Genomic DNA, 21,356 nt, shown 5'->3' with positions numbered 1-21,356 from the left:
CCGTGAAAACTCGCATTCTCTTTTTAAGCTTTTACTATCCACCGGACTTGTCGGCAGGATCTTTCCGTGCGGAAGCTCTGGTAAACGCGCTTCTGGATAATGTTAGCGACCACGTGGAAATCGATGTCATCACCACTCAGCCCAATCGATATCACACCTTCAAGGCCACCGCACCCAGCTATGAACGGTTTTCCAATCTCACTGTTCAGCGTCTTGCAGTACCTTCACACAAAAGTGGTTTCGTTGACCAGGCTTTTTCTTTCGGCAGTTTTGCCATGCAAGTGCGCAAGGTAGCCAGAAACAAGCAATATGACTTGATCTTCGCCACCTCGTCACGTCTGATGACCGCTTCGCTAGGAGCCTATATCTCCAAAAGAACAGGGACCAAGCTATACCTGGACATCAGAGACATTTTTGTCGACACCTTGCAAGGGGTGCTGCCTCCGGCACTTGGAAGAATAGCGTCTGCAATCTTTTCATCGGTAGAAGCTACCACCATCCGGCAAGCCGCCAAAGTGAATCTTATTTCACCCGGATTCACACCCTATTTCAAAAAACGCTACCCGGAAAAAGCCTTCACCTTCTACACGAACGGAATCGATGAACTGTTCCTGACACCGCTCCCAGCGACATTTGCAACGCAAAGCCTTCCCGCAACACCACGCAAACTAAAAATTGTATATGCAGGGAACATAGGTGCAGGCCAAGGTTTACATCTGATCGTGCCGCAACTGGCCAAACGCCTGGAAAAGGAAGTGGATTTCCACATCATTGGATCTGGCGGTGCTGCTGAGCGGCTTAAAAAAGCGCTTGAAAACGAAAAGGTGAGCAATGTTTACCTGGCTCAGCCAATGAAGCGCGATGCCCTACTTAAACTCTATCGTGAAGCTGATGTTCTGTTTTTGCACCTGAATGACATGAAGGCGTTCCGTCGCGTGCTACCATCCAAACTGTTCGAGTACGCAGCGACTGAAAAACCAATATTGGCCGGTCTGTCGGGCTACCCAGGCCGCTTTGCCAGCACCCGAATTCAGAATGCAGCCGTTTTCAATCCATGCGATATCGAGGACGCAATAAGATCCTTCAGAAGCCTGGAGTTTCGCCAGACTACCCGAAATGAATTCATACAAAAGTATTCACGAAAAGCTATCAAAAGGAGGATGGCCTTCGACTTGCTCAAAACCTCACCCAAGCATGCGGAGTTCAAGCAAACGGAATAGCAACCCGCTGCCAAGCTTGGTAAAATCCGAAATTACGTCTCAACACTAACAACCCTAGGTTTATAGTTCAAAATGAAAAAAATCACCTGCGTTGCCGTTTTGTCCTGCCTGCTCGCTTTGGGCGGCTGCAATGAGGAAAAAGGCGTTGATATTCAACTCCCCTCGGGCGAGAAACTGACCCTTGAGGGCAGCATCACCAAGAACACCAGCAAACCTATTGAAAACGGTACATTCAAGAGCTATGAGGTTCAGTACACGCTCGCACAAGATGCTACAAAAGCAAAATTTGACGAGCACTTCCGCACCTTGGGTTATGCTGTTTCCGAACAGACAAACGTAGCGTCGACAACGCTGAAGGTTCATTACGTCAAGAAAAACTCGCCAACCATTGGCGTTCTGATTAATGACAAGAGTCCAGCCGTAGTCAGCATTTACTGGCAAGAAAAACAGCAATAACCAGCATCCTCTGAGCGATTCTGGACCAGCTTGCAATCTTGATACTCCCACTACGAATAGTTTCGTTGTGGGGGTATATTTTTCCAGCCACCTGACGCTTCCACAGACCAGTTAATACTACGACCCGAACCTACATCGCGGATATGTAAGAACACCAGAATTTCACTGGCCGTTAGACATTGGGCGCAGGATAGAGACCCATGAAGATTCATTACGAAGCATTGACAAACGACTGGTTCGACAGGGCGATGAGCACCGGCCCAAACAGAACCGACTGGCAGCCCAAGCATCATCTTGATCTATTCAGGTCATGGCCGGAAAAATACGTCACCGACTACCACCAGCCATTCAATCCATTCGCTTTCGCCATCAATGCATGCGCGCTAGATGCTTCATCCAGGAAACACGGCTTATCAAAAGCCATGCGCGATCAAATCGATTATCTTGATCTGGCGGCTAGCATCTATACCGAAACAATAGAGGATCACGCCTACATAAGAAATGATTTTGCATTCCCTATGTACTGGGCAACAATGCAGAAACCTTTCTATGGCGCCTTCATGAACGCCTATACAGCATATGGGTACATGCGACTTTACGAGACAACCAAAGATGAAAAGTACCTGAGCAAGGCCTTCAGACTAATCCGCACCATCACATCCAAAGACATAACAATTAAACTATCGGAAGAGGACTCGCAAGGCGATCTTTGGCTTTATGAATATGTTTTCACGCCTCAAAAAAACGAAATTGAGTACCTGAAAAAACTTGGCACCGAAATGCAGGAAAATGGAAACATGCGTTTTCGTGTCTACAATGGCCACATAGGCGCAATCATTACACTCATGAAATACCGTAAGCTTACAGGCCTGAGCTTTGTCGACAAAACCATCGAGCAATCTTTACTTACGATGTCGAAGAACTTGAGAAAGCAGATATTTGAGAATAAGTATTTCTCCTATTCCATTGAAGCCGTAGCACTTCCAGATTATGGCCAAACGAGAGCTGTGCACTTGGCAAAACAGATTGCCGAGGCGACCGACGACGAAGCACTGAAGGCAACCGCCAAAATTTTTGAGGAGTTCTATATAACATCCATCAAAGACTGCGAGGGGGATACCTACCTGACGGGAAGAAAGGCTGCCCTCGATTTCTATAGCCCGTTAAAGAAAGCCTAGCATTGGCTGTAGCACATTAGCGCCTGCCATGAGTCTCTCGATAGCTGCAATGCTGAAACTTCCGCTTAAGCCCTTTCATTCCGCCTAAGCAAGGTGTGCAGACGCGGAGCTTGCCCAAGCTCCATTTATGTGACGAAGATCACAAAATTCCTCATTTTGAGCACACCCTGTCTTGCAATGGTCCTGCGCACATGATCGCTGAGCGACACCTTCAAGCCAAAAAAGTTCATATATCTAGCGATTCTTATTGGATCCATTTCGGCGCATATTCATGGTAATCCCTGAACGAAGGGGCCAAGAAATCCGCACGTTGCATTCCTGAATCCGTCTATGGATAATGATTCTTCAGTTACACCTAGCACCCAAGGCTTCCTTTGCAGCCGGGACGCTTGGTGACTGGATCCAAGGAGCGGCCTGGCGGAGCGGGATGCGTACCCACTTATATAAATCAAAAGTATAGAAGGCTGAAGTAAACTGTGCTCAAGAACTTAATGATTTACGGTAGCTGTGTATCTAGAGATATATTCAACCTAGAGGAAAACCGGAACTTTAAGTTAACGGCTTACTTCGCACGCTCCTCAATGGCCTCGCTGTGTAGCGGCCCTTACGAAAATGAAGAAGCGCTCAATCGCATACCTTCAGCGTTTCGGCGACGCATGGTTGCGTACGATTTTTCCAAGCAAATACTCACTGAGACGGAAATCCTAAGCAGTGCCGATGTGATATTGATAGATCTGATCGATGAAAGATTCGATTTGGTCGCCCTACCAACTGGGCATATTATCACTAACTCAAGCGAACTTGCTGAGAGTGGTTTGCTGGCGGACAGTTCCGTCAGTGGATACCGACTGATCAAGCACGCTTCGAAAGAGCGTCGTGAACTGTGGCTTCAAGGAATGCAAAAATTCCTGAACCTGTTGGAATCGCATGGCAAGCTAAACTCCGTAGTCATCAATAAAGTCTACTGGGCTAGCCAGTTTGAACACTCGAGTGATACAGAATTCCCGGTAACCCTTGCAGCCACCGAGAAAGCCAACCAAGAACTAGATTGGATGTACAATGAGCTCGAGAAAAAGCTCGGAAAAGACCAGTTCCTGCAGTTCTCACCCGATATTTTGACTGCGGACGAAACGCACCGCTGGGGTATATCCCCCTTCCATTATAGCGAGCGCTATTATAAAGAAGCTTTGGCTTTACTGAGCACAGAAACAGCCTCCGATAAGCACACAAAACCGATAAGCAAAGAATCATTGGCAAACGCTTCGCCACTCGTTTCCGACGGTGCCAAGGTCACTGTTGCCGCTTACAAAACCAAGAGCGATGTCTTCGCGCACTGCTCACTTGTTGTGGATGGAAAAATACACGAAAGTGGCAAATTTGCATTTTACCTACTCATTGACGGCAATCGTCATGCTGCACGCTGGTATGAAACCTCACAGTCCGCGCGCTTCCCGATCCCCGAGACTACAGGGGAAATAACCGTTGTGGCTTTCTATCAAGACCCAAAAGAAGAAAAAGTCTCCGCTCAATGCATCGCAAAAGATCTAGAACGCGCTGAATAATAGCCAAGAGTCAGGCCGATCATATCACGGTATTTGGTCGGCTTAAGCCTTGACATAGGCAACCGCCCCCGATCAATTCGCCAAGAATTCTGCCTAACAGGATTTTCAGGCGAGCAGCACCGCAACCGCGATCTCCCAAGGGACGCGGAGGCACAAGCCTCGGTATGGTGTTCAAAAGTAAGCGATCCATAAACCCCACCTGTTACATGAGGCGCGGGGAAATCAGGTATTCGAGTTGGGCGCCTGCCCCGCTTGAGTCCTTAACCCGAACAACTGGTCAGCTAGCTGACGGCCTCGCTCCAGTCCCTCCGCCGTCAACCAAATGGATTTGTTTCTGTTAACAGGATCACTGATGAAACCCTGCTCATGCAGTCGATTCATGATCTCGAAGTCGAATCCTTTCCACGCGTTACCTTTGTCGGCGCAATAGGCTGCCAACAGGGCAAGCACTGCGTCTTCAATCAGCCTATCGTCGTATTCCATGGTCGTTACTCCGCTCTTGTTCTTCAAGGCTCCACCTGACCCGCGATAGGCAGAGCACTCAGCTATGTATTTTAGGCGTGCAATTCCACGGCAGCAGCGCTTCATAGTCTTCCACTGAGGACGCCAGCGGCAACCGTTCCAGTGCGTGGCGCAGCCACGCATAAGGCTCTTTGCCGTTGACTTTGACCGTCTCAACCACGCTGTAAAGTTGCGCACTGGCCGTCGTGCCTCTGGGCGTGTCACTGAACAACCAGTTCTTTCTGCCGATGACAAACGGGCGGATCGCATGCTCGGCGGCGTTATTGTCGATCGGCAAGTCACCATGCTCGATGTAGCGTTCTAACTTGCTCCAGTTGCTGGCCAGATAGCCGATGGCTTTACCCAATGCATTCTGGCTCGTGACCTGGGGCTGCGTTTTCTCTGTCCAGGTTCTCAACTGGGCCAACACCGGTTGGCTTCGCGCTTGGCGGGCCAGCTTGCGATCTTCATCGCTGCTGTCCTTAAGGTCGCGCTCGATGCCATACAGCTTGTTGATCAAATTCAGAGCGATATCTAAGCGCCCGGTTTTACCCTTGGGCTGCACTTTCTGCGCCTCGACGAACTTGCGGCGCATGTGCGCCCAGCAGCCCAATCGCTCCACTCCGTCCTGTGCGGCCAGCGTGTTGTAACCGGCGTGGTCGTCGGTCATGACATAGCCGCGATAGCCGTCCAGCAGGCGCATCGGCACCTCCTGCGCTCGGCTGGTGGCGTAGTCGAAAAGGATCACCGGCCGATCAGGTGGGCCACCGGTTTGTACCCACATCCAAGATTGGTTGCTGGGCTCACTACCCGGCTCTTTCAACACCTGTACACGTGTTTCATCACAGTGGATGATTCGACTGCTCAACAGGCTTTCGCGAATCAGATTCAGCAACGGCTGAAAGTGCTCGCTGCACTGAATCACCCAGCGTGCCAACGTTTGGCGCGAGATATCGATACCGTGGCGCCCCAGCACTTTTTCGAAGCGATGAAGCGGTAGGCCGTCTACGTATTTGGTGGTCAGCAGCATGGCCAGCACACTCGGACTGGCCATGCTTTTCTCGATCACCTGGGCGGGTTTGTCCGCCGTGACGGGCGCTGATTCGCAATCGCGGCAACCGTACACCTTGCGAACATGCTTGATGACACGAATCTGCATCGGGACGATTTCAAGCTGTTCGCTGACTTCTTCACCGATGGCATGTTTGCGGCAGCCGCAAGCGCAAATCAGTTCATGCTCGGGCAGTTCGTGGACAACTTCGATACGCGGCAAATCGGCCGGCAGCGGTTTGCGATTGCCACGGCGCCTGGTCGGTGCAACGACTTCTTCGTCGCCGGCCTCATCCAAGGGTTCGGCCAGGCTTTCCGCTTCGTCGAAGAGCGGCAACTGTGGCGTCGCCGCATCGCCTGTCTGCTCGGTCTTGCGCCCGAACAGGCGCTGGCGCAACAGCGCAACTTCCTCTTCGAGATGAACGATCTTGCCCTTGTCGGACGCGCGCTCGTTGATCATCTGCTCAAGCAGTTGCTTGAGCAGAACAGGATCGTCAGGGAGGTCTTCGGGCATGGAAATCTTGCCGCGGATTATACCGAATCAGGCAACGTATCGAGGCGTCAAAACCTGATGGGGACGGTGCGCCAGAGGTCGAAGCCGTCGAGTAGCCAGTTCAGTTCCTGAACGGTCAGGACAATGGCGACGTCAGTTGGATCGGGTGAGGTTTTGAACCGTTCGGAGTCCGGGCGCTTGAGCCAGAGGCAGAAGCCGTTACGCTCCCGATACAGGATCTTCACGCGGTTGCGCGGCTTGTTGAGGAAGACGAAAAGCACCGGGTCGAACACCGCCACCTTGATATCGAGTTCGGCCAGTGCGGCCAGGCCATCGATGGATTTTCGAAAGTCGACGGACTTGGGGTAGAGGTACACTTTTTCGACTTTGCCGTCGGGTCACATCATGGCCGGCGAGCTCCAGAAAGAAATCGGGAGCACAGCATCGGGGCTCAGGTAAGCGCTTTGAATGTGGGGTTCATGGAGCGCTTACGGTTGTAATGGCTGGGGGGCATAGCCCGTGCTCTGCGCTATGGTGCATAGGTCAAGAAGCACAGCCAAACCATCGAAGAGGGCAAGCAGATTCAGCCTACTATTTAGATTTACGGCGACTCCGCCTTAGCTAGCACTTTAAAAATGCCCCGCATCCGGCTTGGTAATGGCATGGGTTATGGATATAATTTGCACCTTTCGCAAAAATCCAAACCGGGAATGAGATGTCTACAATCAGGGTTGATATTCAGGTCTTACGCGGGCTTGCTGTCTTATTCGTCGTTCTTGAACACTTGGCTATTCCTGGCTTCCAATATGGATATCTAGGGGTCGACATATTCTTTGTAATCTCTGGATTCTTGATTACATCGATCGTTTCAAAGGGACTTGAACGCGACAGCTTTTCCTTCAAGCAGTTCTATCTTCGGCGAGTAAAGCGTTTGCTGCCCGCTTCTTTCGTAACAATTTTTGCGACCATCATCGCCGCAAAATTCTTACTGCCACCCATGCAGATAGAATCTCTAAAACAGCAGATTATCGGCGCACTTACCTTTTCCACTAACTTTGTACTGATGAGCCAAGCCGGCTACTTCGACCTTGAGTCGGCGACCAAACCATTACTGCATATGTGGTCGCTCGCGGTTGAAGAGCAGTTCTACTTCTTCGTCCCTGCGCTCTTGGCCTTCACCCCAGCCAAGCACTGGCGCAAGCTTCTGATAGCGCTTGCCATTGTCAGCTTCGTTGGCTGCTTGTACCTGTCAGCAAGCAATCAGTCGGCTGCATTTTATCTTCTCCCCACCCGGGCCTGGGAACTTCTGATTGGTAGCATCGCATCGATGCTCGTGCACAGCACCGTCGTCAAGAGCGTCACATCAACGCTGGCTATTCCTGCCTTCGCCGTACTACTGGTTTCACCGTTCGTCAACTCTGGCCTGTCGCATCCTGGCCTAGACGCCGTGGTGGTGTGCTTTGCAACGGCCATCGTCCTGCTGGCGAACCACCGACAACTCAACGGCCAAACGTGGGCACTTCCCATCAAGAAGGCCGGCGATATTTCCTACTCGCTGTACCTGGTCCACTGGCCAATTATCGCGATCGCAAACGCCACAATCAGTACTGAAAGCATGACGGTGAAAGCGACCCTACTGGCCGCATCGTTGGTGTCGGCCCTCGCGCTGTACCACCTGGTGGAAGAGCCGTTCCGGAAGATGCAGTACGGCTTCAAGCCTTCGTTGGTCGTGTTCCCTGCCCTGACCCTGGCACTGTTCGGCCTCTCGCACGCGTTCCTGAAGGTCCAATCGGCTGAGAAGATCGAGAAGTTATTCGCTCCGAACTACGGCCTTGACCGTTCCTGTGGCACTAACATCTATAAAGACACTGAGAAGTGCCGGACCTCGCAAGACCCAAAAATCATCGTGTGGGGGGACTCCTACGCGATGCACAACATCCCAGGGATGGCTCAATCACAGAAAATCGACATCCGCCAGGCCACCCGCAGTTCATGCGCACCCTTCCTGAACACAGCGCCGAACACCAAACGGAGCAACTTCGAAGAGCAGGCACGCCAATGTGTCGGTTTTAACGACAGCGCCTTCAAATTCATCAGCGAAACCCCGACGATCAACACCGTTATCCTGGCGGGCTCGTATGGACAGTACATGCAGGACTCCTATGAGTCGATTTCCTTCGACACCAATGGAGCAATGCAAATTGCGAAGTCGACCCCAGAGCGCGCCATGAAGGATATGCAAGTGGTCGTTGAGAAGCTGAAAGCACTGGGTAAGCAGGTGGTAATCATTGCTCCGCCTCCGCCACTCAACAACACCATTGTGAGCTGCATTCAGGGCGAGATGGCCAACCCATCGCTCAATCAGTCCAACAAATGTCTGCTCGACAGAAAGCTGTTCGAGCGATCCCATAAGAACGTGCTCAACCTCATGAAGTACGCAGAGACCACTTTGGGTGCCAAAGTGATCTACCTGTCCGACGTGCTCTGCGATGCCAATTCGTGCAAGACGATCATCGATGGCGTCCCGATCTATCGAGACCCTGGGCACCTGAGCACAACAGGATCGCTTAAGTTGTACGAGAAAATGCCAAATATTTTGAGCACTGTAGTTAGTGCACACCAGTCATAAAGCTAAGTGCCCCCTCGCAAGAGGGGGCTTTATTCCTGACTGACGCAATGCCCCAATAGTTCAAGGCCTTCCAGTTCACAACTCTAAAACCCAGCCTGGACAGCCAGAATTAACGATACGTAGCCTTTTGCATGGCTGGGCCATGCAAAAGGCAATTACCATTGACGTTCCAAGTGCAAGGTTACGAAGGCCTGGCACGGTAAGGGTGCACACTCCGTTACATATTAAGCGTTCCATCAATCACTAACTTGCAGAGATTAACGGAGTGCTTCTCTACTCAAGGCGTCTGCATAAGACTCAATAAACCCTATCCTGCACCAACCGCTTCAAATACTGCCCATACCCATTCTTGGCCAACGGCTCAGCCAGCTTCAGCAACTGCTCCGCCCCAATCCACCCCTGCCTGTACGCCACCTCTTCCGGGCAAGCCACCTTCAACCCCTGCCGGCGTTCGATGGTCGCAATATACCCGCTAGCCTCCAGCAACGAATCATGCGTCCCGGTATCCAGCCAGGCATACCCGCGCCCCATGATCTCCACCGACAAGCGGTTCTGCTCCAGGTACACCCGGTTCAGATCGGTAATCTCCAACTCGCCCCGCGCAGACGGCTTGATGCCTTTGGCAATCTCGACCACGTCCTTGTCGTAGAAGTACAGCCCGGTCACGGCATAGCTGGACTTCGGCTTGGCCGGTTTTTCTTCCAGGCTGATCGCCTTGCCCTGGTCATCGAACTCCACCACACCGTAACGCTCGGGGTCGTGCACGTGGTAGGCGAACACGCTGGCACCTTCGCCGCGGTCCATGGCGTTGCGCAGCAGTTGCTGGAAGTCGTGGCCATAATAGATGTTGTCGCCCAGAACCAGCGCCGACAGGTCGTTGCCGATGAAGTCTTCACCAATCAGGAAGGCCTGTGCCAGACCGTCTGGCGAGGCCTGCACGGCGTAGCTGATGTTGATGCCCCACTGGTGGCCGTCGCCCAGCAGTTGCTCGAAACGGGGGGTATCTTGCGGGGTGGAAATGATCAGGATGTCCTGGATACCCGCCAGCATCAGGGTAGTCAGCGGGTAATAGATCATCGGTTTGTCGTACACCGGCAGCAGTTGCTTGGAAATTGCCAGGGTCGCCGGATGCAGACGGGTACCCGACCCGCCCGCCAGAATGATGCCTTTACGCTTCATAGTGGTCATTTCTCGTGTATTTCCGTAAGCATGCGAGCCACACCCAGGCGCCAGTCTGGCAGGGTCAGGGCAAAGGCTTTCTGCAGTTTATGGGTGTCCAGACGCGAATTGGCCGGCCGCTTGGCCGGGGTCGGGTAGGCATCGGTGGTCAACGGGTTGACCTGTTCGGCATGGGCTTTCAAGGGCATACCCAGGGCCTCTGCCTGCTCCAGCACGTAACGGGCGTAGCCGCACCAGGTGGTTTCGCCGGCCGCCGCCAGGTGGTACAGCCCGGCCAAGGCCGGGTCGCGGCGGGTAGCGGTGATGGCGTGGGCGGTGATGTCGGCGATCAGTTCGGCACCGGTCGGGGCGCCGTGCTGGTCGTCGATCACACCCAGGCTTTCGCGCTCCGCAGCCAGGCGCAGCATGGTCTTGGCGAAGTTGTTGCCGCGTGCGGCATACACCCAGCAGGTGCGGAAGATCAGGTGCCGGCAACCGGCAGCCTGGATGGCCTGTTCGCCGGCCAGCTTGCTTTCGCCATAGGCATTCAGCGGGCCGACGGCGTCGTCTTCGCGCCAGGCCTGGGTGCCCTGCCCCGGGAACACGTAGTCGGTGGAGTAATGCACCAGCAGTGCCCCGCAATCGGCAGCAGCACGGGCCAGCACGCCGACAGCGTCGGCGTTTACCTTGAAGGCTTGCTCGCGGTCGCTTTCCGCCTTGTCCACGGCGGTGTAGGCGGCGGCGTTGACGATTACATCGGGGGTGTAGGCACGCACGGTTTCAGCCAGGGCCGGCAGGTTGGCCAGGTCGCCGCAGTGTGCCTGGCTGCGGGAATTCAGCGCCAGCACCTGGCCCAACGGGGCCAGGCTGCGTTGCAGTTCCCAGCCTACCTGGCCGTCCTTGCCCAGTAGCAGAATCTTCATGCCGAGCGCCCTGCGTAGTTTTTCTCGACCCAGTCGCGGTAGCTGCCGGACTGTACGTTCTGCACCCATTCCTGGTTGTCGAGGTACCAGGCCACGGTCTTGCGAATGCCGGTTTCGAAGGTTTCGGCAGGCTTCCAGCCCAGTTCGCGCTCGAGCTTGCGGGCGTCGATGGCGTAGCGGCGGTCATGGCCGGGGCGGTCGGTCACGTAGGTGATCTGTTCGGCGTAGGGCTTGCCGTCGGCGCGGGGGCGCAGTTCGTCCAGCAGGGCACACACGCGGTTGACGATCTCCAGGTTGGGCTTTTCGTTCCAGCCGCCCACGTTGTACACCTCGCCGGTTTTACCGGCTTCCAGCACGCGGCGGATGGCGCTGCAGTGGTCCTTGACGTACAGCCAGTCACGGATCTGCTGGCCGTCGCCATACACCGGCAGCGGCTTGCCGGCCAGCGCGTTGACGATCATCAGCGGGATGAGCTTTTCCGGGAAGTGGTACGGGCCGTAGTTGTTCGAGCAGTTGGTGGTCAGCACCGGCAGGCCGTAGGTATGGTGATACGAGCGCACCAGATGGTCGCTGGCGGCCTTGCTGGCCGAGTACGGGCTGTTGGGCTGGTACTGGTGGGTTTCGGTGAAGGCCGGTTCGTCGGCGGCCAGCGAGCCATACACTTCGTCGGTGGACACATGCAGGAAGCGGAACGCCTGGCGCGCCTGTTCGTCCAGGCCGCCCCAGTAGGCGCGCACGGCTTCCAGCAGGCGGAAGGTGCCGACGATGTTGGTTTCAATGAAGTCTTCCGGGCCGTGGATCGAGCGGTCCACGTGGGACTCGGCAGCAAAGTTGACGATCGCGCGCGGCTGGTGCTCCGCGAGCAGGCGGGCAACCAGTTCGGAGTCGCCAATATCGCCATGTACGAAGATATGGCGCTTGTCGCCCTGCAGGCTGCTCAGGGTTTGCAGGTTGCCTGCGTAGGTGAGTTTGTCGAGGTTGACCACGGGCTCGTCATTGCCGGCCAGCCAATCCAGCACGAAGTTCGCGCCAATGAAGCCCGCACCACCAGTTACCAGAATAGTCATCGTTCAGTTCTTCCCAATTCCCGCGTTCAAACTTCACAACGCTTGAAGTTCATGTGGGCGTTGCACCGCCGGCAACGCCTGTTGTTATGGGTGCAGCGCTCAGGGCTCCATGCGCCGGCGCTGGTACAGCCAATCCACAATATCCCCACCTGGTACATAACCGCTTACGGTGTCACGCAGCAGCTGGCGCACGGTGGCAAAGTCATCCTCCGCAGTCGCCGCGCGCAGGGCGTCAAGGCGCTGCTTAAGCACATCCCAGGGCAGGTAGTCCTCGTGAGCGCTCATGATCATGGGGTGGCGGGTGGCAATCACGTTGTCGCCGATCAGCAGTTCTTCGTACAACTTCTCGCCCGGGCGCAGGCCGGTGAAGTTGATGGCGATGTCACCCAGCGGGTTGCGCTCGGAGCGGATGCTGAAGCCGGACAGGTGAATCATCTTTTCCGCCAGTTCCACAATTTTCACCGGCTCGCCCATGTCCAGCACGAACACATCACCGCCCTGCCCCATGGAGCCGGCCTGGATCACCAGCTGCGCGGCCTCGGGGATGGTCATGAAGTAGCGGGTGATTTTCGGGTGGGTCACGGTCAGCGGCCCACCGGCCTTGATCTGCTTGTGGAACAGCGGAATGACCGAGCCCGACGAGCCCAGCACGTTGCCGAAGCGCACCATGGTGAAGCGGGTCTTGTTCACCTGCGAGACATTGCCGGTATCGCCCATCAGTACCGGCGCCACCTCGCGGCTAAGGGCCTGCAGCACCATTTCGGCCAGGCGCTTGGTACTGCCCATCACGTTGGTCGGGCGCACGGCCTTGTCGGTGGAAATAAGCACGAAGTTGGCAACGCCGGCCTGCAGCGCTGCCTGGGCGGTGTACAGGGTACCGAACACGTTGTTCGACAGGCCTTCGGCAATGTTGTGCTCGACAATTGGCACGTGCTTGTAGGCTGCGGCGTGGTACACGGTGTCCACCTGCCAGGCGCGCATCACGTCAAGCATCTTGGCCTGGTCGCGTACCGAGCCGAGGATGGGGATCAACTGCACAGCCAAGCCTTCTCGGATAATGCGCTGTTCCAGTTCGCCGGCAATGGTGTACAGGTTGAATTCGCTATGTTCGAACAACAGCAGGGTGCGCGGCGCCTGCCCAAGGATCTGGCGGCACAGTTCGGAGCCGATCGAGCCGCCGGCACCGGTCACCATCACCGTCTGGTCGATGATGCAGTGTTGCAGCAGGTCGCCTTGCGCCGGCACCGCGTCGCGGCCCAGCAGGTCGGCAATGTCCACTTCCTGGATGTCGTCCACCTTGACCCGGCCGCTGGCCAGGTCCATGAAGCCGGGCACACTGCGCACGTGCAGCGGGTAGCCCTCCAGCAAGTTGAGGATTTCGCGGCGGCGGCTGCGGCTGACCGAGGGTAACGCCAGCAGGATTTCTTCGGCGCCTGTGTCGTCGATCATGCGCTGCAGCTGTTCCGGCTGGTACACCTGCAGGCCGGCAATCACCCGATCGGTGATGCTGGCATCGTCGTCGATGAAGGCGACCGGGCGCATGGCCTTGCCCATGCGCAGCGCCGCCACCAGCTGGTTACCGGCCGAGCCGGCACCATAGATGGCCACCCGTGGCAGGCCGTCGTCACGGTTGGCAAAAGGCACGTGCTGCACGGCAGTGGCGAACCAGTCACCGAGGAAGTACTGGCGCATGGCCAGGCGCAAGCCGCCAACCATGATCAGGCTCAGCCACCAGTAGTTGAAGGTGATCGAGCGCGGCACCACGTTCTGGTGGTTGCTGGCCCAGTAGATGATGAAGCCGAGGATCAGTGCCGACAGGGTCACGGCCTTGATGATGGCGATCAGTGCATCATTGCCGAAATAGCGCATCACCGCCCGGTACAGGCCAAAGCGGATGAACAGCGGAATCGAGATGATCGGTGCCGTGATGAACAGCCAGGTGTGGTCACGGACAGGGTTGGCCAGGTCATCGATACCCAGGCGTACGACAAACGCCAGCCACAGCGCAAACCAGACCAGAATGACATCAGTCGCTACCTGGATCGCCCGCTTGTGGCGCCGAGGTAGTCCAAGCAGTCTTGAGCGCAGCTTATCCATAGAACCTCTGAGAGCTTTACAAAGTGACATGTCTAGCGTCTTCTTTCTATCACTCTAGCTAGTGTTCGAGTTCGCCGGCGCGCCAGCGCACGGCCAGAAATGCCAATGGCAGGTAGGCGATGATCACGCCCCACACGCCGTCCAGACCAAGCAACAGCACGCACAGGGCTATCGGCAGCAGCCAGAACAGGTTGAGCGCGGCTACCGCCAGAGTCACCGGCAGGTGCTTGCCGTAGTGGCGCGAGGCGAACTGGTAGGCGTGGCTGCGGTGCGCTTCGTACACCTTGTCACCGCGCAGCAGGCGGCGGATCAGGGTGAAGGTGGCGTCGACCACGAACACGCCCAGCAGAATCAGCCAGCACCAGAACAGCTGTGGCGCGGCCCAGGCCGCCTGCAGCGACAGGCCAGCCAGCACGATGCCAAGAAAGCCGCTGCCGGCGTCACCCATGAAGATCCTGGCCGGCGGGAAGTTCCAGAACAGGAAGCCGAACGTGGCCGCAGCCAGCAACAGTGGCAGCGCCATCAGTTGCGGCGCACCGGCCAGGGCCGAGAGCAGCACCATGCCCAGGCAGGCGGTCACCGCTTCGACGCTGGCGATGCCGTCGATGCCGTCCATGAAGTTATACAGGTTGAGCATCCACACACAGTAGAGCGCGGCCAGGATGTAGCCGAACCACTGCAGGTCCAGGGTAAAGCCGAACACCTGCAGCGGCGCCAGGCCGCCCAGCCAGTACAGCATCCAGGCGGCTGCGGCGAAGTGGCCGAGCAGGCGCCAGCGGGCGGCGATGTGGCCGTGGTCGTCCATGAAGCCGATTGCCGCGATCAGTGCCCCTGCCCCGCCGATGGCGACCAGCGCCGGCAGCGGCACCGCACCGGCCAGGCCCAGTAGCGGCAGACAGCCCAGAAAGCTCAGCACAATGGCCACACCGCCACCCCGTGGGGTGGGCACGGTGTGCGAACTGCGCGCGTTGGGCACGTCGATGATCTGCTTGTTCAGGGCGTAGCGCCGCAGCGCTGCGGTCAAAAGCAGGGATGCCCCCGCGACCAGGGGAATAAGCCACCATGCCGTCATTTGTCTTGCTCTTTCAAAAAGTTGAGTGCCGTGGCCCGCAGTGCCTGGTCGACATCCAGCGGGGGCTGCCAGCCCAGCAGTTCACGGGTTTTGCCAATGTCTACCTGCAGCGAACCGCACAGGCGCTGGGCCAGCCCGCCCTTGCCGGCCAAGGTGGCCGCGCCCTTCAACCAGGCGGCGGGCACAGGCAGCAATCTGGCTGGCTTGCCCAGCGCCTTGCCCAGCCGTTGCAGCAGTTCGGTGGTGGACAGGTCGTGGCCATCGCTGGCCAGAAAGGTCTGGTTGGCGGCGGCCGGGTGGTCGATGCAGGTCACCAGCAGGTCCACCAGGTTGTCCAGCGCCACCAGGCTGCGTTGGTTGTGGATGGCACCAAACGGCAGCGGCACGCCTTTGCTCAGCCAGTTCATCATGCTGCGGAAGTTGGCTTTCACGCCCGGGCCATACACCAGCACCGGGCGCACGATCACCACTTCCAGCCCGGTTTCAACCGCCAGTTGGCGCAGGCCGTCTTCGGCCTCGCGCTTGGAGATGCCGTACGGGTCCGAAGGCGCGGGGGCCTCATCGGCGGTGAAGGGCCGGCGGCCGTCGGTGGCTTCGCCGTTGACCTTCACCGAGCTTACAAAAATGAAGCGCCGCACGCCGGCCTGGACAGCGGCACGGGCCAGGCTCAGGGTGCCTTCCACATTTACCCGACGGAATTCGGCCAGCGGGTCGGCGGCGGTTTCCTGCATCACATGCACGCGGGAGGCCAGGTGGATCACGGTGTCGACCTGCTCGAAATGCCCGGACGCCACCTCTACCGCCGCCAACTCGCTGAATGGCCGGTAATCGACACCAGCCAGCCGCTGGCCGGGCGACTGCCGCACCAGTGCGCGCGGTGCCCAGCGTGTGTCCGCAGCAAGACGCTGCAGCAACACCTTGCCGACAAAACCGCTACCGCCGGTGACCAGGATACTCGGCCGTTGCACGTTGCCTTGCCCGGCCATCAGCCTCTCCCCGCCCGGCCCAGCAGGCGGGTGAACACGCTGCGGTATTGGTCTGCCACAACCGACCAGCGGTAACGGCGGTTGGCAATTTCGTGCAGGCGCGCAGACAGTTGCGCACGGGCGCCCTCATCGGCAAACAGTGCCTGGGCGTGGTTGCGCAGCGAGGTGCTGTCGGCAAAGTAAAGCGCCTGGTCTTCGGTGGTGGCGCGGTTGAACGACACATCGAAGGCTACCACCGGCAGGCCCAGCCACATGGCTTCGACCAGCGAAGGGTTGGTGCCGCCGGCACTGTGGCCATGCAGGTACACCGTGGCATTGCTGCGCAGCGGGCTCAGTTGCTCCACGTCGTAGATCGGGTCCAGCAGGTGAATATTGCTTACCCCTTCGTATTGCTTGCGCAGTTGCACGCCATATTCGCTGTGATTCCAGTTGCCGATGATCGCCAGCGGCATGCCAGAGCCGGCGAAGGCCTCGAGAATGACATGGATGTTGTTCTCCGGCTCTATGCGGCACACCGTAAAGGCATAGGGCGCACCAAGGAACGGGTAAGCCAGGCGGGCTTGTTCGGTTGGCTCACCCGCCCGCGCCTGGTCGCCACCATAGGCAATCAGTTCGCTGGGCTTGTTGTATTCGGCGGTCACGTATTCCTGTAGCACCTTGTTGTCGGTGATGACCGCATGGGCAAAACGCACGGCCACCGCTTCGGACAACTTCAGGAACCAGCGGGCAAAGTTGGACCATTTGGCGCGCTTCCACTCGTAGCCGTCGATGTTCACCACGATCGGCTTGCGGGTCAGCAGGCGCATGAACGGCAGGGCAATGCAGCCGGAAACCCCCAGAATCAGCATCAGGTCATGCTTGCGGTAGGCGTGCAGCATACTCAGCACATCGTACGGGATGCTTTGCACGCCATTGGCCTTGAGGTTCAGGTAGACCAGGCGGGCACGCTCGAAAAACTTCGGGCGCTGGGGGTAATGAGGCGCACTGCAATAAACAGTGAGTTCGCAGTCACCCGGCAGGTTGCGCACCAATTGTTCGGTCAGTGTTTCCCAACCACCGTATTGAGCGGGTAAACCTACCGTGCCAATCACTGCAATCTTATAGGTCATCAAACACCATCACGATATTTTTCTGGAAGTTGGCAGTGGAAAACTCACTCGCTTTCCTGCGTGCGCGCTCGGACAGTGCCAGGCACGCCTGTGAGTCCTGCGACAGGCGCGCAACGGTGCGCACCAGTTGTTCATGGTTCTTCGAATCGATCTGGTAGCCCTCTACCCCGTCGCTGACCAGTTCGACCGGGCCACCTACCGGGGGCACGATGGTCGGGATGCCGAAGGCCATCGCCTCGAGAATGGTCAGGCCAAAGGTTTCGACCCAGCCATCCACATGGGACAGGTTCAGCACCAGGCTGGCATTGCGGTAGAACTTCGCTACCTCGGCACTGGCCGGGCTGAGCATGAGGTTTTGCGGCAGCGCCTTGCCGGCGAAGTAGGCGTCCACTTCCTGCGGGCTGGCGTTGAGCACCAAGGTGAACTTCAGCACAGGGTGCGCGGCCAGTGCCGTGGCCAGGGCGACGAACTCGTCCACTCCCTTGTAGCCCTTCAACGACGCCAGCATCAGCACATTGAAGCGGCCGTCGTGCAAGGGCTGGTACGGCGTGGCCATCGCCTGCTGCTGGAAGCCCTCGGCCAAGCCGTTGTAAACGGTTACCGCCGGCACGCCGGCGACACCCTCTTGTACCTGCAAGTATTTCGACACGTAGACCACCTTGCAGGCACAGCCGGCAATCACCCGGCGCAGGAACGCCTTGAGCAGCGCAGGCCGGATGGAGGTTTCGTGCACGTGGTAAACCACCTTGGTACCGCGCAAACGGGCGGCCAGGGCGGCACCAAAGGGCAGCATGGTGTTCACAAGCACGACCGAGCCCGGCCGCACCTGGCGCAACAGGCTGAAGAACAGCGCCACCTGTGAGCCGGCATACGCCAGCAAGGTCAGCCAGCGGTTGTCGAAGCGCTTGTAGGCAAACTTGCAGGTGCGTACCTGCAGTTCATCGAGCACGCCGTGGCCGCTGCTGCCTACATGCAGGGTGCAGTCGGCGCCATGTTGCTGCAGCGCGGTGATGGTCTGGTTCAATACCCGGGGGCTACCGCTGTAGTCATTCAGCAGATGGACAAAGTGCAACGTTTTCATGCCACCCCTTCTTCCGCTACGCGCGCCTTGATGAACTTGGCCGGCACGCCGCCATATATCGAATTCTTGCGGTAAACGCCCGCAGCCACCACCGCCCCTGCAGCGAACACGCAGCCGTCTTCGATCACCGCGCCATCGAGCACGGTCACCTTGGCACCGATCCAGCAGTTGCGTCCCACCTTGATGCCCTGGCGGCTCACACCCTGCAGACGGATGGGTTGCAGCGGGTCTTCGAAGTTGTGGTTTTCCGAATGGAAGCTGACGAAGTTGCCGATGATTGTGTCACTGCCAATCTCGATGCCGCCGGCGCAGCCCAGGAAGCAGCCAGCACCCAGGCCGACGTTGTCGCCAATCACCAGGCCCTTGCCGATGTTGGCCAGGCTGCCAGTGCACTCGATGATGATGTGCTTGTTGAGCGACACGGCGGTGCCGAAGCGGATGCCGTCATTGGACAAGGCATCGACGAAACAGCCCTGGTCGATGACCAGCCCCGGGCCGTACTCGATCTTGCCCACTTCCTTAAGGGTTACCCCCGAGCCGATGAACGCCAGGCGCCGCCGGCGCAGGCGGATCACGCCGCGGCAGGCCATCAGCAGCTTGGTCACGAACAGCCCCAGCAGGTAGCCCGACGAGATGCGCCGGTCGACCACCAATGGGCGCTTTTTAACCAGCAGCACCAGCTTTTCGAGCAAGGCATGCATCATTTCACGGCCCTCACCTGGGTAAACAAGGCCTTGACGAAGGCCGGACGGCGGTAAGCCACCGCTTTGCGAATGGCCGCATAGACCAGGTACAGGTCAAGCAGGCCGCGCTCCAGCAGGCCGTGGGAATGGAAGCTGATACGCAGCCCGTGGATCATTTCCTCGAAGCGGAACAAGGCACGCTCGGGGGTATCGGCGCTGTGCTCGGACAGGTCGTGGGCAATTTCCACATCCAGCACGCAGGCCTTGGGGAAATACCCCTCGTAACGGATGAAAAAGTCGGTATCGGTGGCATAGAAACGCAACCGCTCGTCATAGAACGGCGTCATGCGCTGGAAGCACTCGCGGGTGAAGATCAGGCCGCTGTTGATGCCCAGCAGGTTCTTCGAATCCACCAGGCCGGCGGCCACGTTGGGCGTGAGGCGGCCCATGAACAGCCAGCGCTTGCCGGGGCTGACCAGTTGCCCATGGCTGACCAGCCGGGGCATGAACACGCCCACCTGGTCGCCCCCCGCCGCCAGGCGCACCTGGCCGATCTGCGCCAGGCAGCTGGACAGGCGGATGTTCGAGTAGTTGGTATCGTCGTCCGAGATCATGAACAGGTCGACCCCAGCGGCAAACGCCTGTTCGGCAACCTGGTTGTAGACCACCGAAAGCCGCTGGTTGTCCGCCTCGTACCAGCGCACCCCCGGGCACGGCTGCGCCACGCCGGGGGAGTTGTTCCAGACGTACAGCTGCAGGTCGATACCCTCGTCACGCAGCAGCGCCTGCTGCGCGAGTAGTGACTGCAGGGCAATCGAGTCATGGCTAGCTTTCCGATACAGAACGATCAGGACTGCCAGGCTCAACTTTTGTTCTTCTGTTTTCACCAATGATCACCATCACCACGATCGCGAAAATGTAGAGGACAACACTGTTCGTATAGGACTGGAAAAAGAACGAGCTCAGGAAGAACGGGTAGCTGGCAATCACGAAATTGCCCAGGCCGTTTTTCCAGGAGCTGGCATGGGCCCTGTCCCGGACGACGATCGTCACCAGCTTGTGATACCAAAGGATCAACCCGGCCATGATCAGCAGGCCGACCCAACCACAGGTGGCCAGCAGGTTGAGCCAGAATGAATCGAACCAGTGCGGCTGGCCCGGGCCCACCGCGCCAAAGCCATAACCCATGGGGTGCGTGCTCAGCACCTCATACATGTGCAGCCACTGGCGCTCGCGGTCCAGCGCCGACAAATCCTGGGTGTAGCCCATCGACAGGTATACGAAAATCGCCACGGTCAGGCCAACGAACTGCAAATAACCCAACAGCGAGATCAACCAGGCCGTGCGCAGTACCCGGGCCGCCACCAGCATCGTGCAGATGCACACCAGGCCGATCATGGCCGTGCGTACCGAACCGATCACAACCAGCCCGCACAGCAGCAGGAAAGCGGCACTCAGCAGCAGGCGCCGGATCAACGACCAGTTGCGCCCACTGAGCAACACAGCCAGGGTCATGGCGGCGGTGTTGAGGATTACTGCAGAAAATTCCAGCGTGCCGGTAAAGAAGCCGGAAACCCGCGGCAGCCCGTCACGCATCGAGTTGTACGGTTGCAGTTCATAGCCTTTGGCGGTAAGCAGCGGCCAGTACCAGAATTGCTCGGCCGAGGCTATGGTCAGGTACTGGTACAACGCATACACGCCGGTGAGGATGCTCATTGCCAGCACCGACCAGTACACATGGCGCAGCTTCTTCTCGGTCGACACCGCCTGGGCCCAGATGGCCACCGCCATACCGACGAACACCGGCACGGCCAATGCACGGAACATGCGCACCGACGATGCGCTCAGGTCGCCGAACAGCAGGTACAGGAAGGCAAAGAACAGCACGACCAGCAACCACCGCCCGACTTCGAGGTTGACCATGCCACGTGCCGTGACGCTGGCCAGTGCCCGCAGCAACAGCCCCGAGATCATCAGCAGGCTGATCATTTCTCGCCAACCGGCAAACACACTGCCCAGCCCCAGCGTCAACACGACGAAGTCGCTGAAGAACAGCAGGCAGAACAGCACGCCGATAAAGATCCTGATCAC

The 21,356-nt window shown here is 57.7% G+C and carries 19 protein-coding genes; 5 read left to right on the top strand and 14 right to left on the bottom strand.

The genetic code is table 11. The features are described from left to right. The first annotated feature begins 2 nt into the window (after window positions 1-2). The 4 genes from ACIQYU_RS04060 to ACIQYU_RS04045 all read left to right on the top strand — a co-directional run bounded on the left by ACIQYU_RS04060 (window position 3) and on the right by ACIQYU_RS04045 (window position 4,416). The gene (locus tag ACIQYU_RS04060; RefSeq protein ID WP_402798335.1) at window positions 3-1,220 is read left to right on the top strand and encodes a glycosyltransferase family 4 protein; all 1,218 of its coding nucleotides are present in this window, start codon (window positions 3-5) and stop codon (window positions 1,218-1,220) included. A gap of 72 nt (window positions 1,221-1,292) precedes the next feature. Continuing rightward, entirely contained in the window at window positions 1,293-1,676 is a 384-nt protein-coding gene (locus tag ACIQYU_RS04055) for a hypothetical protein (protein ID WP_402798333.1), read from the top strand. 200 nt (window positions 1,677-1,876) lie between these two features. Next, a complete protein-coding gene (locus ACIQYU_RS04050; RefSeq protein WP_233687198.1) occupies window positions 1,877-2,854 on the top strand; it encodes a D-glucuronyl C5-epimerase family protein in 978 nt (325 codons plus the stop codon). A 491-nt stretch (window positions 2,855-3,345) separates the two neighbouring features. After that, window positions 3,346-4,416: a DUF6270 domain-containing protein gene (locus ACIQYU_RS04045; protein WP_233687199.1), complete on the top strand. Its 1,071-nt coding sequence runs from the start codon at window positions 3,346-3,348 to the stop codon at window positions 4,414-4,416. A gap of 222 nt (window positions 4,417-4,638) precedes the next feature. Here ACIQYU_RS04045 and ACIQYU_RS04040 read toward each other — a convergent pair whose 3' ends face one another. The 3 genes from ACIQYU_RS04040 to tnpB form a co-directional block, all read right to left on the bottom strand. Continuing rightward, window positions 4,639-4,899: a DUF6429 family protein gene (locus tag ACIQYU_RS04040; RefSeq protein ID WP_233687200.1), complete on the bottom strand. Its 261-nt coding sequence runs from the start codon at window positions 4,897-4,899 to the stop codon at window positions 4,639-4,641. Window positions 4,900-4,957: 58 nt separating this feature from the next. Then, window positions 4,958-6,427, bottom strand: coding sequence for an IS66 family transposase (gene tnpC / locus ACIQYU_RS04035; protein ID WP_402798531.1), 1,470 nt, complete (start codon window positions 6,425-6,427; stop codon window positions 4,958-4,960). 101 nt (window positions 6,428-6,528) lie between these two features. After that, window positions 6,529-6,837 carry an IS66 family insertion sequence element accessory protein TnpB gene (tnpB, locus tag ACIQYU_RS04030; protein WP_233687201.1) on the bottom strand — a complete coding sequence of 103 codons (309 nt, stop codon included), beginning with the start codon at window positions 6,835-6,837 and terminating at the stop codon, window positions 6,529-6,531. A 338-nt stretch (window positions 6,838-7,175) separates the two neighbouring features. On the opposite strand from tnpB, the gene ACIQYU_RS04025 reads away from it, so the two are divergent. Further along, a complete protein-coding gene (locus ACIQYU_RS04025; RefSeq protein WP_402798329.1) occupies window positions 7,176-9,089 on the top strand; it encodes an acyltransferase family protein in 1,914 nt (637 codons plus the stop codon). Window positions 9,090-9,386: 297 nt separating this feature from the next. Here ACIQYU_RS04025 and rfbA read toward each other — a convergent pair whose 3' ends face one another. From rfbA to ACIQYU_RS03970, 11 genes are all read right to left on the bottom strand, one after another. After that, entirely contained in the window at window positions 9,387-10,268 is an 882-nt protein-coding gene (rfbA, locus tag ACIQYU_RS04020; RefSeq protein WP_207829540.1) for a glucose-1-phosphate thymidylyltransferase RfbA, read from the bottom strand. A 5-nt stretch (window positions 10,269-10,273) separates the two neighbouring features. Next, window positions 10,274-11,170 (bottom strand): dTDP-4-dehydrorhamnose reductase, encoded by an 897-nt coding sequence (gene rfbD / locus ACIQYU_RS04015; RefSeq protein WP_207828996.1) that lies wholly within the window; start codon window positions 11,168-11,170, stop codon window positions 10,274-10,276. Continuing rightward, complete coding sequence (gene rfbB / locus ACIQYU_RS04010; RefSeq protein ID WP_207829006.1) at window positions 11,167-12,237, bottom strand: dTDP-glucose 4,6-dehydratase; 1,071 nt, start codon at window positions 12,235-12,237, stop codon at window positions 11,167-11,169. The genes rfbD and rfbB overlap by 4 nt, the downstream gene beginning before the upstream one ends. A 99-nt stretch (window positions 12,238-12,336) precedes the next feature. Next, window positions 12,337-14,334 carry a nucleoside-diphosphate sugar epimerase/dehydratase gene (locus tag ACIQYU_RS04005; RefSeq protein WP_207829008.1) on the bottom strand — a complete coding sequence of 666 codons (1,998 nt, stop codon included), beginning with the start codon at window positions 14,332-14,334 and terminating at the stop codon, window positions 12,337-12,339. A gap of 58 nt (window positions 14,335-14,392) precedes the next feature. Beyond that, entirely contained in the window at window positions 14,393-15,406 is a 1,014-nt protein-coding gene (locus tag ACIQYU_RS04000) for a glycosyltransferase family 4 protein (RefSeq protein ID WP_402798326.1), read from the bottom strand. Next, the gene (locus ACIQYU_RS03995; RefSeq protein WP_333957527.1) at window positions 15,403-16,392 is read right to left on the bottom strand and encodes an SDR family oxidoreductase; all 990 of its coding nucleotides are present in this window, start codon (window positions 16,390-16,392) and stop codon (window positions 15,403-15,405) included. The genes ACIQYU_RS04000 and ACIQYU_RS03995 overlap by 4 nt, the downstream gene beginning before the upstream one ends. Beyond that, window positions 16,392-17,501: a DUF1972 domain-containing protein gene (locus ACIQYU_RS03990; RefSeq protein ID WP_233687205.1), complete on the bottom strand. Its 1,110-nt coding sequence runs from the start codon at window positions 17,499-17,501 to the stop codon at window positions 16,392-16,394. Before ACIQYU_RS03990 ends, ACIQYU_RS03995 begins: the two co-directional genes overlap by 1 nt. Beyond that, window positions 17,491-18,582 (bottom strand): glycosyltransferase family 4 protein, encoded by a 1,092-nt coding sequence (locus ACIQYU_RS03985; RefSeq protein WP_402798323.1) that lies wholly within the window; start codon window positions 18,580-18,582, stop codon window positions 17,491-17,493. Before ACIQYU_RS03985 ends, ACIQYU_RS03990 begins: the two co-directional genes overlap by 11 nt. Then, window positions 18,579-19,286 (bottom strand): acyltransferase, encoded by a 708-nt coding sequence (locus ACIQYU_RS03980; RefSeq protein ID WP_063911631.1) that lies wholly within the window; start codon window positions 19,284-19,286, stop codon window positions 18,579-18,581. Before ACIQYU_RS03980 ends, ACIQYU_RS03985 begins: the two co-directional genes overlap by 4 nt. After that, entirely contained in the window at window positions 19,283-20,131 is an 849-nt protein-coding gene (locus tag ACIQYU_RS03975) for a hypothetical protein (RefSeq protein ID WP_207829019.1), read from the bottom strand. Before ACIQYU_RS03975 ends, ACIQYU_RS03980 begins: the two co-directional genes overlap by 4 nt. Continuing rightward, on the bottom strand, window positions 20,091-21,356 hold the full coding sequence (locus ACIQYU_RS03970) for a hypothetical protein (protein ID WP_207829022.1): 1,266 nt from the start codon (window positions 21,354-21,356) through the stop codon (window positions 20,091-20,093). The genes ACIQYU_RS03975 and ACIQYU_RS03970 overlap by 41 nt, the downstream gene beginning before the upstream one ends.

Source organism: Pseudomonas sp. NPDC096925, from assembly GCF_044762545.1.
In the GTDB taxonomy this organism is placed as follows: Bacteria; Pseudomonadota; Gammaproteobacteria; order Pseudomonadales; family Pseudomonadaceae; genus Aquipseudomonas.
The sequence above is the reverse complement of the archived record's forward strand: the minus strand, read 5'-3'. Positions and strand labels throughout refer to the sequence as shown.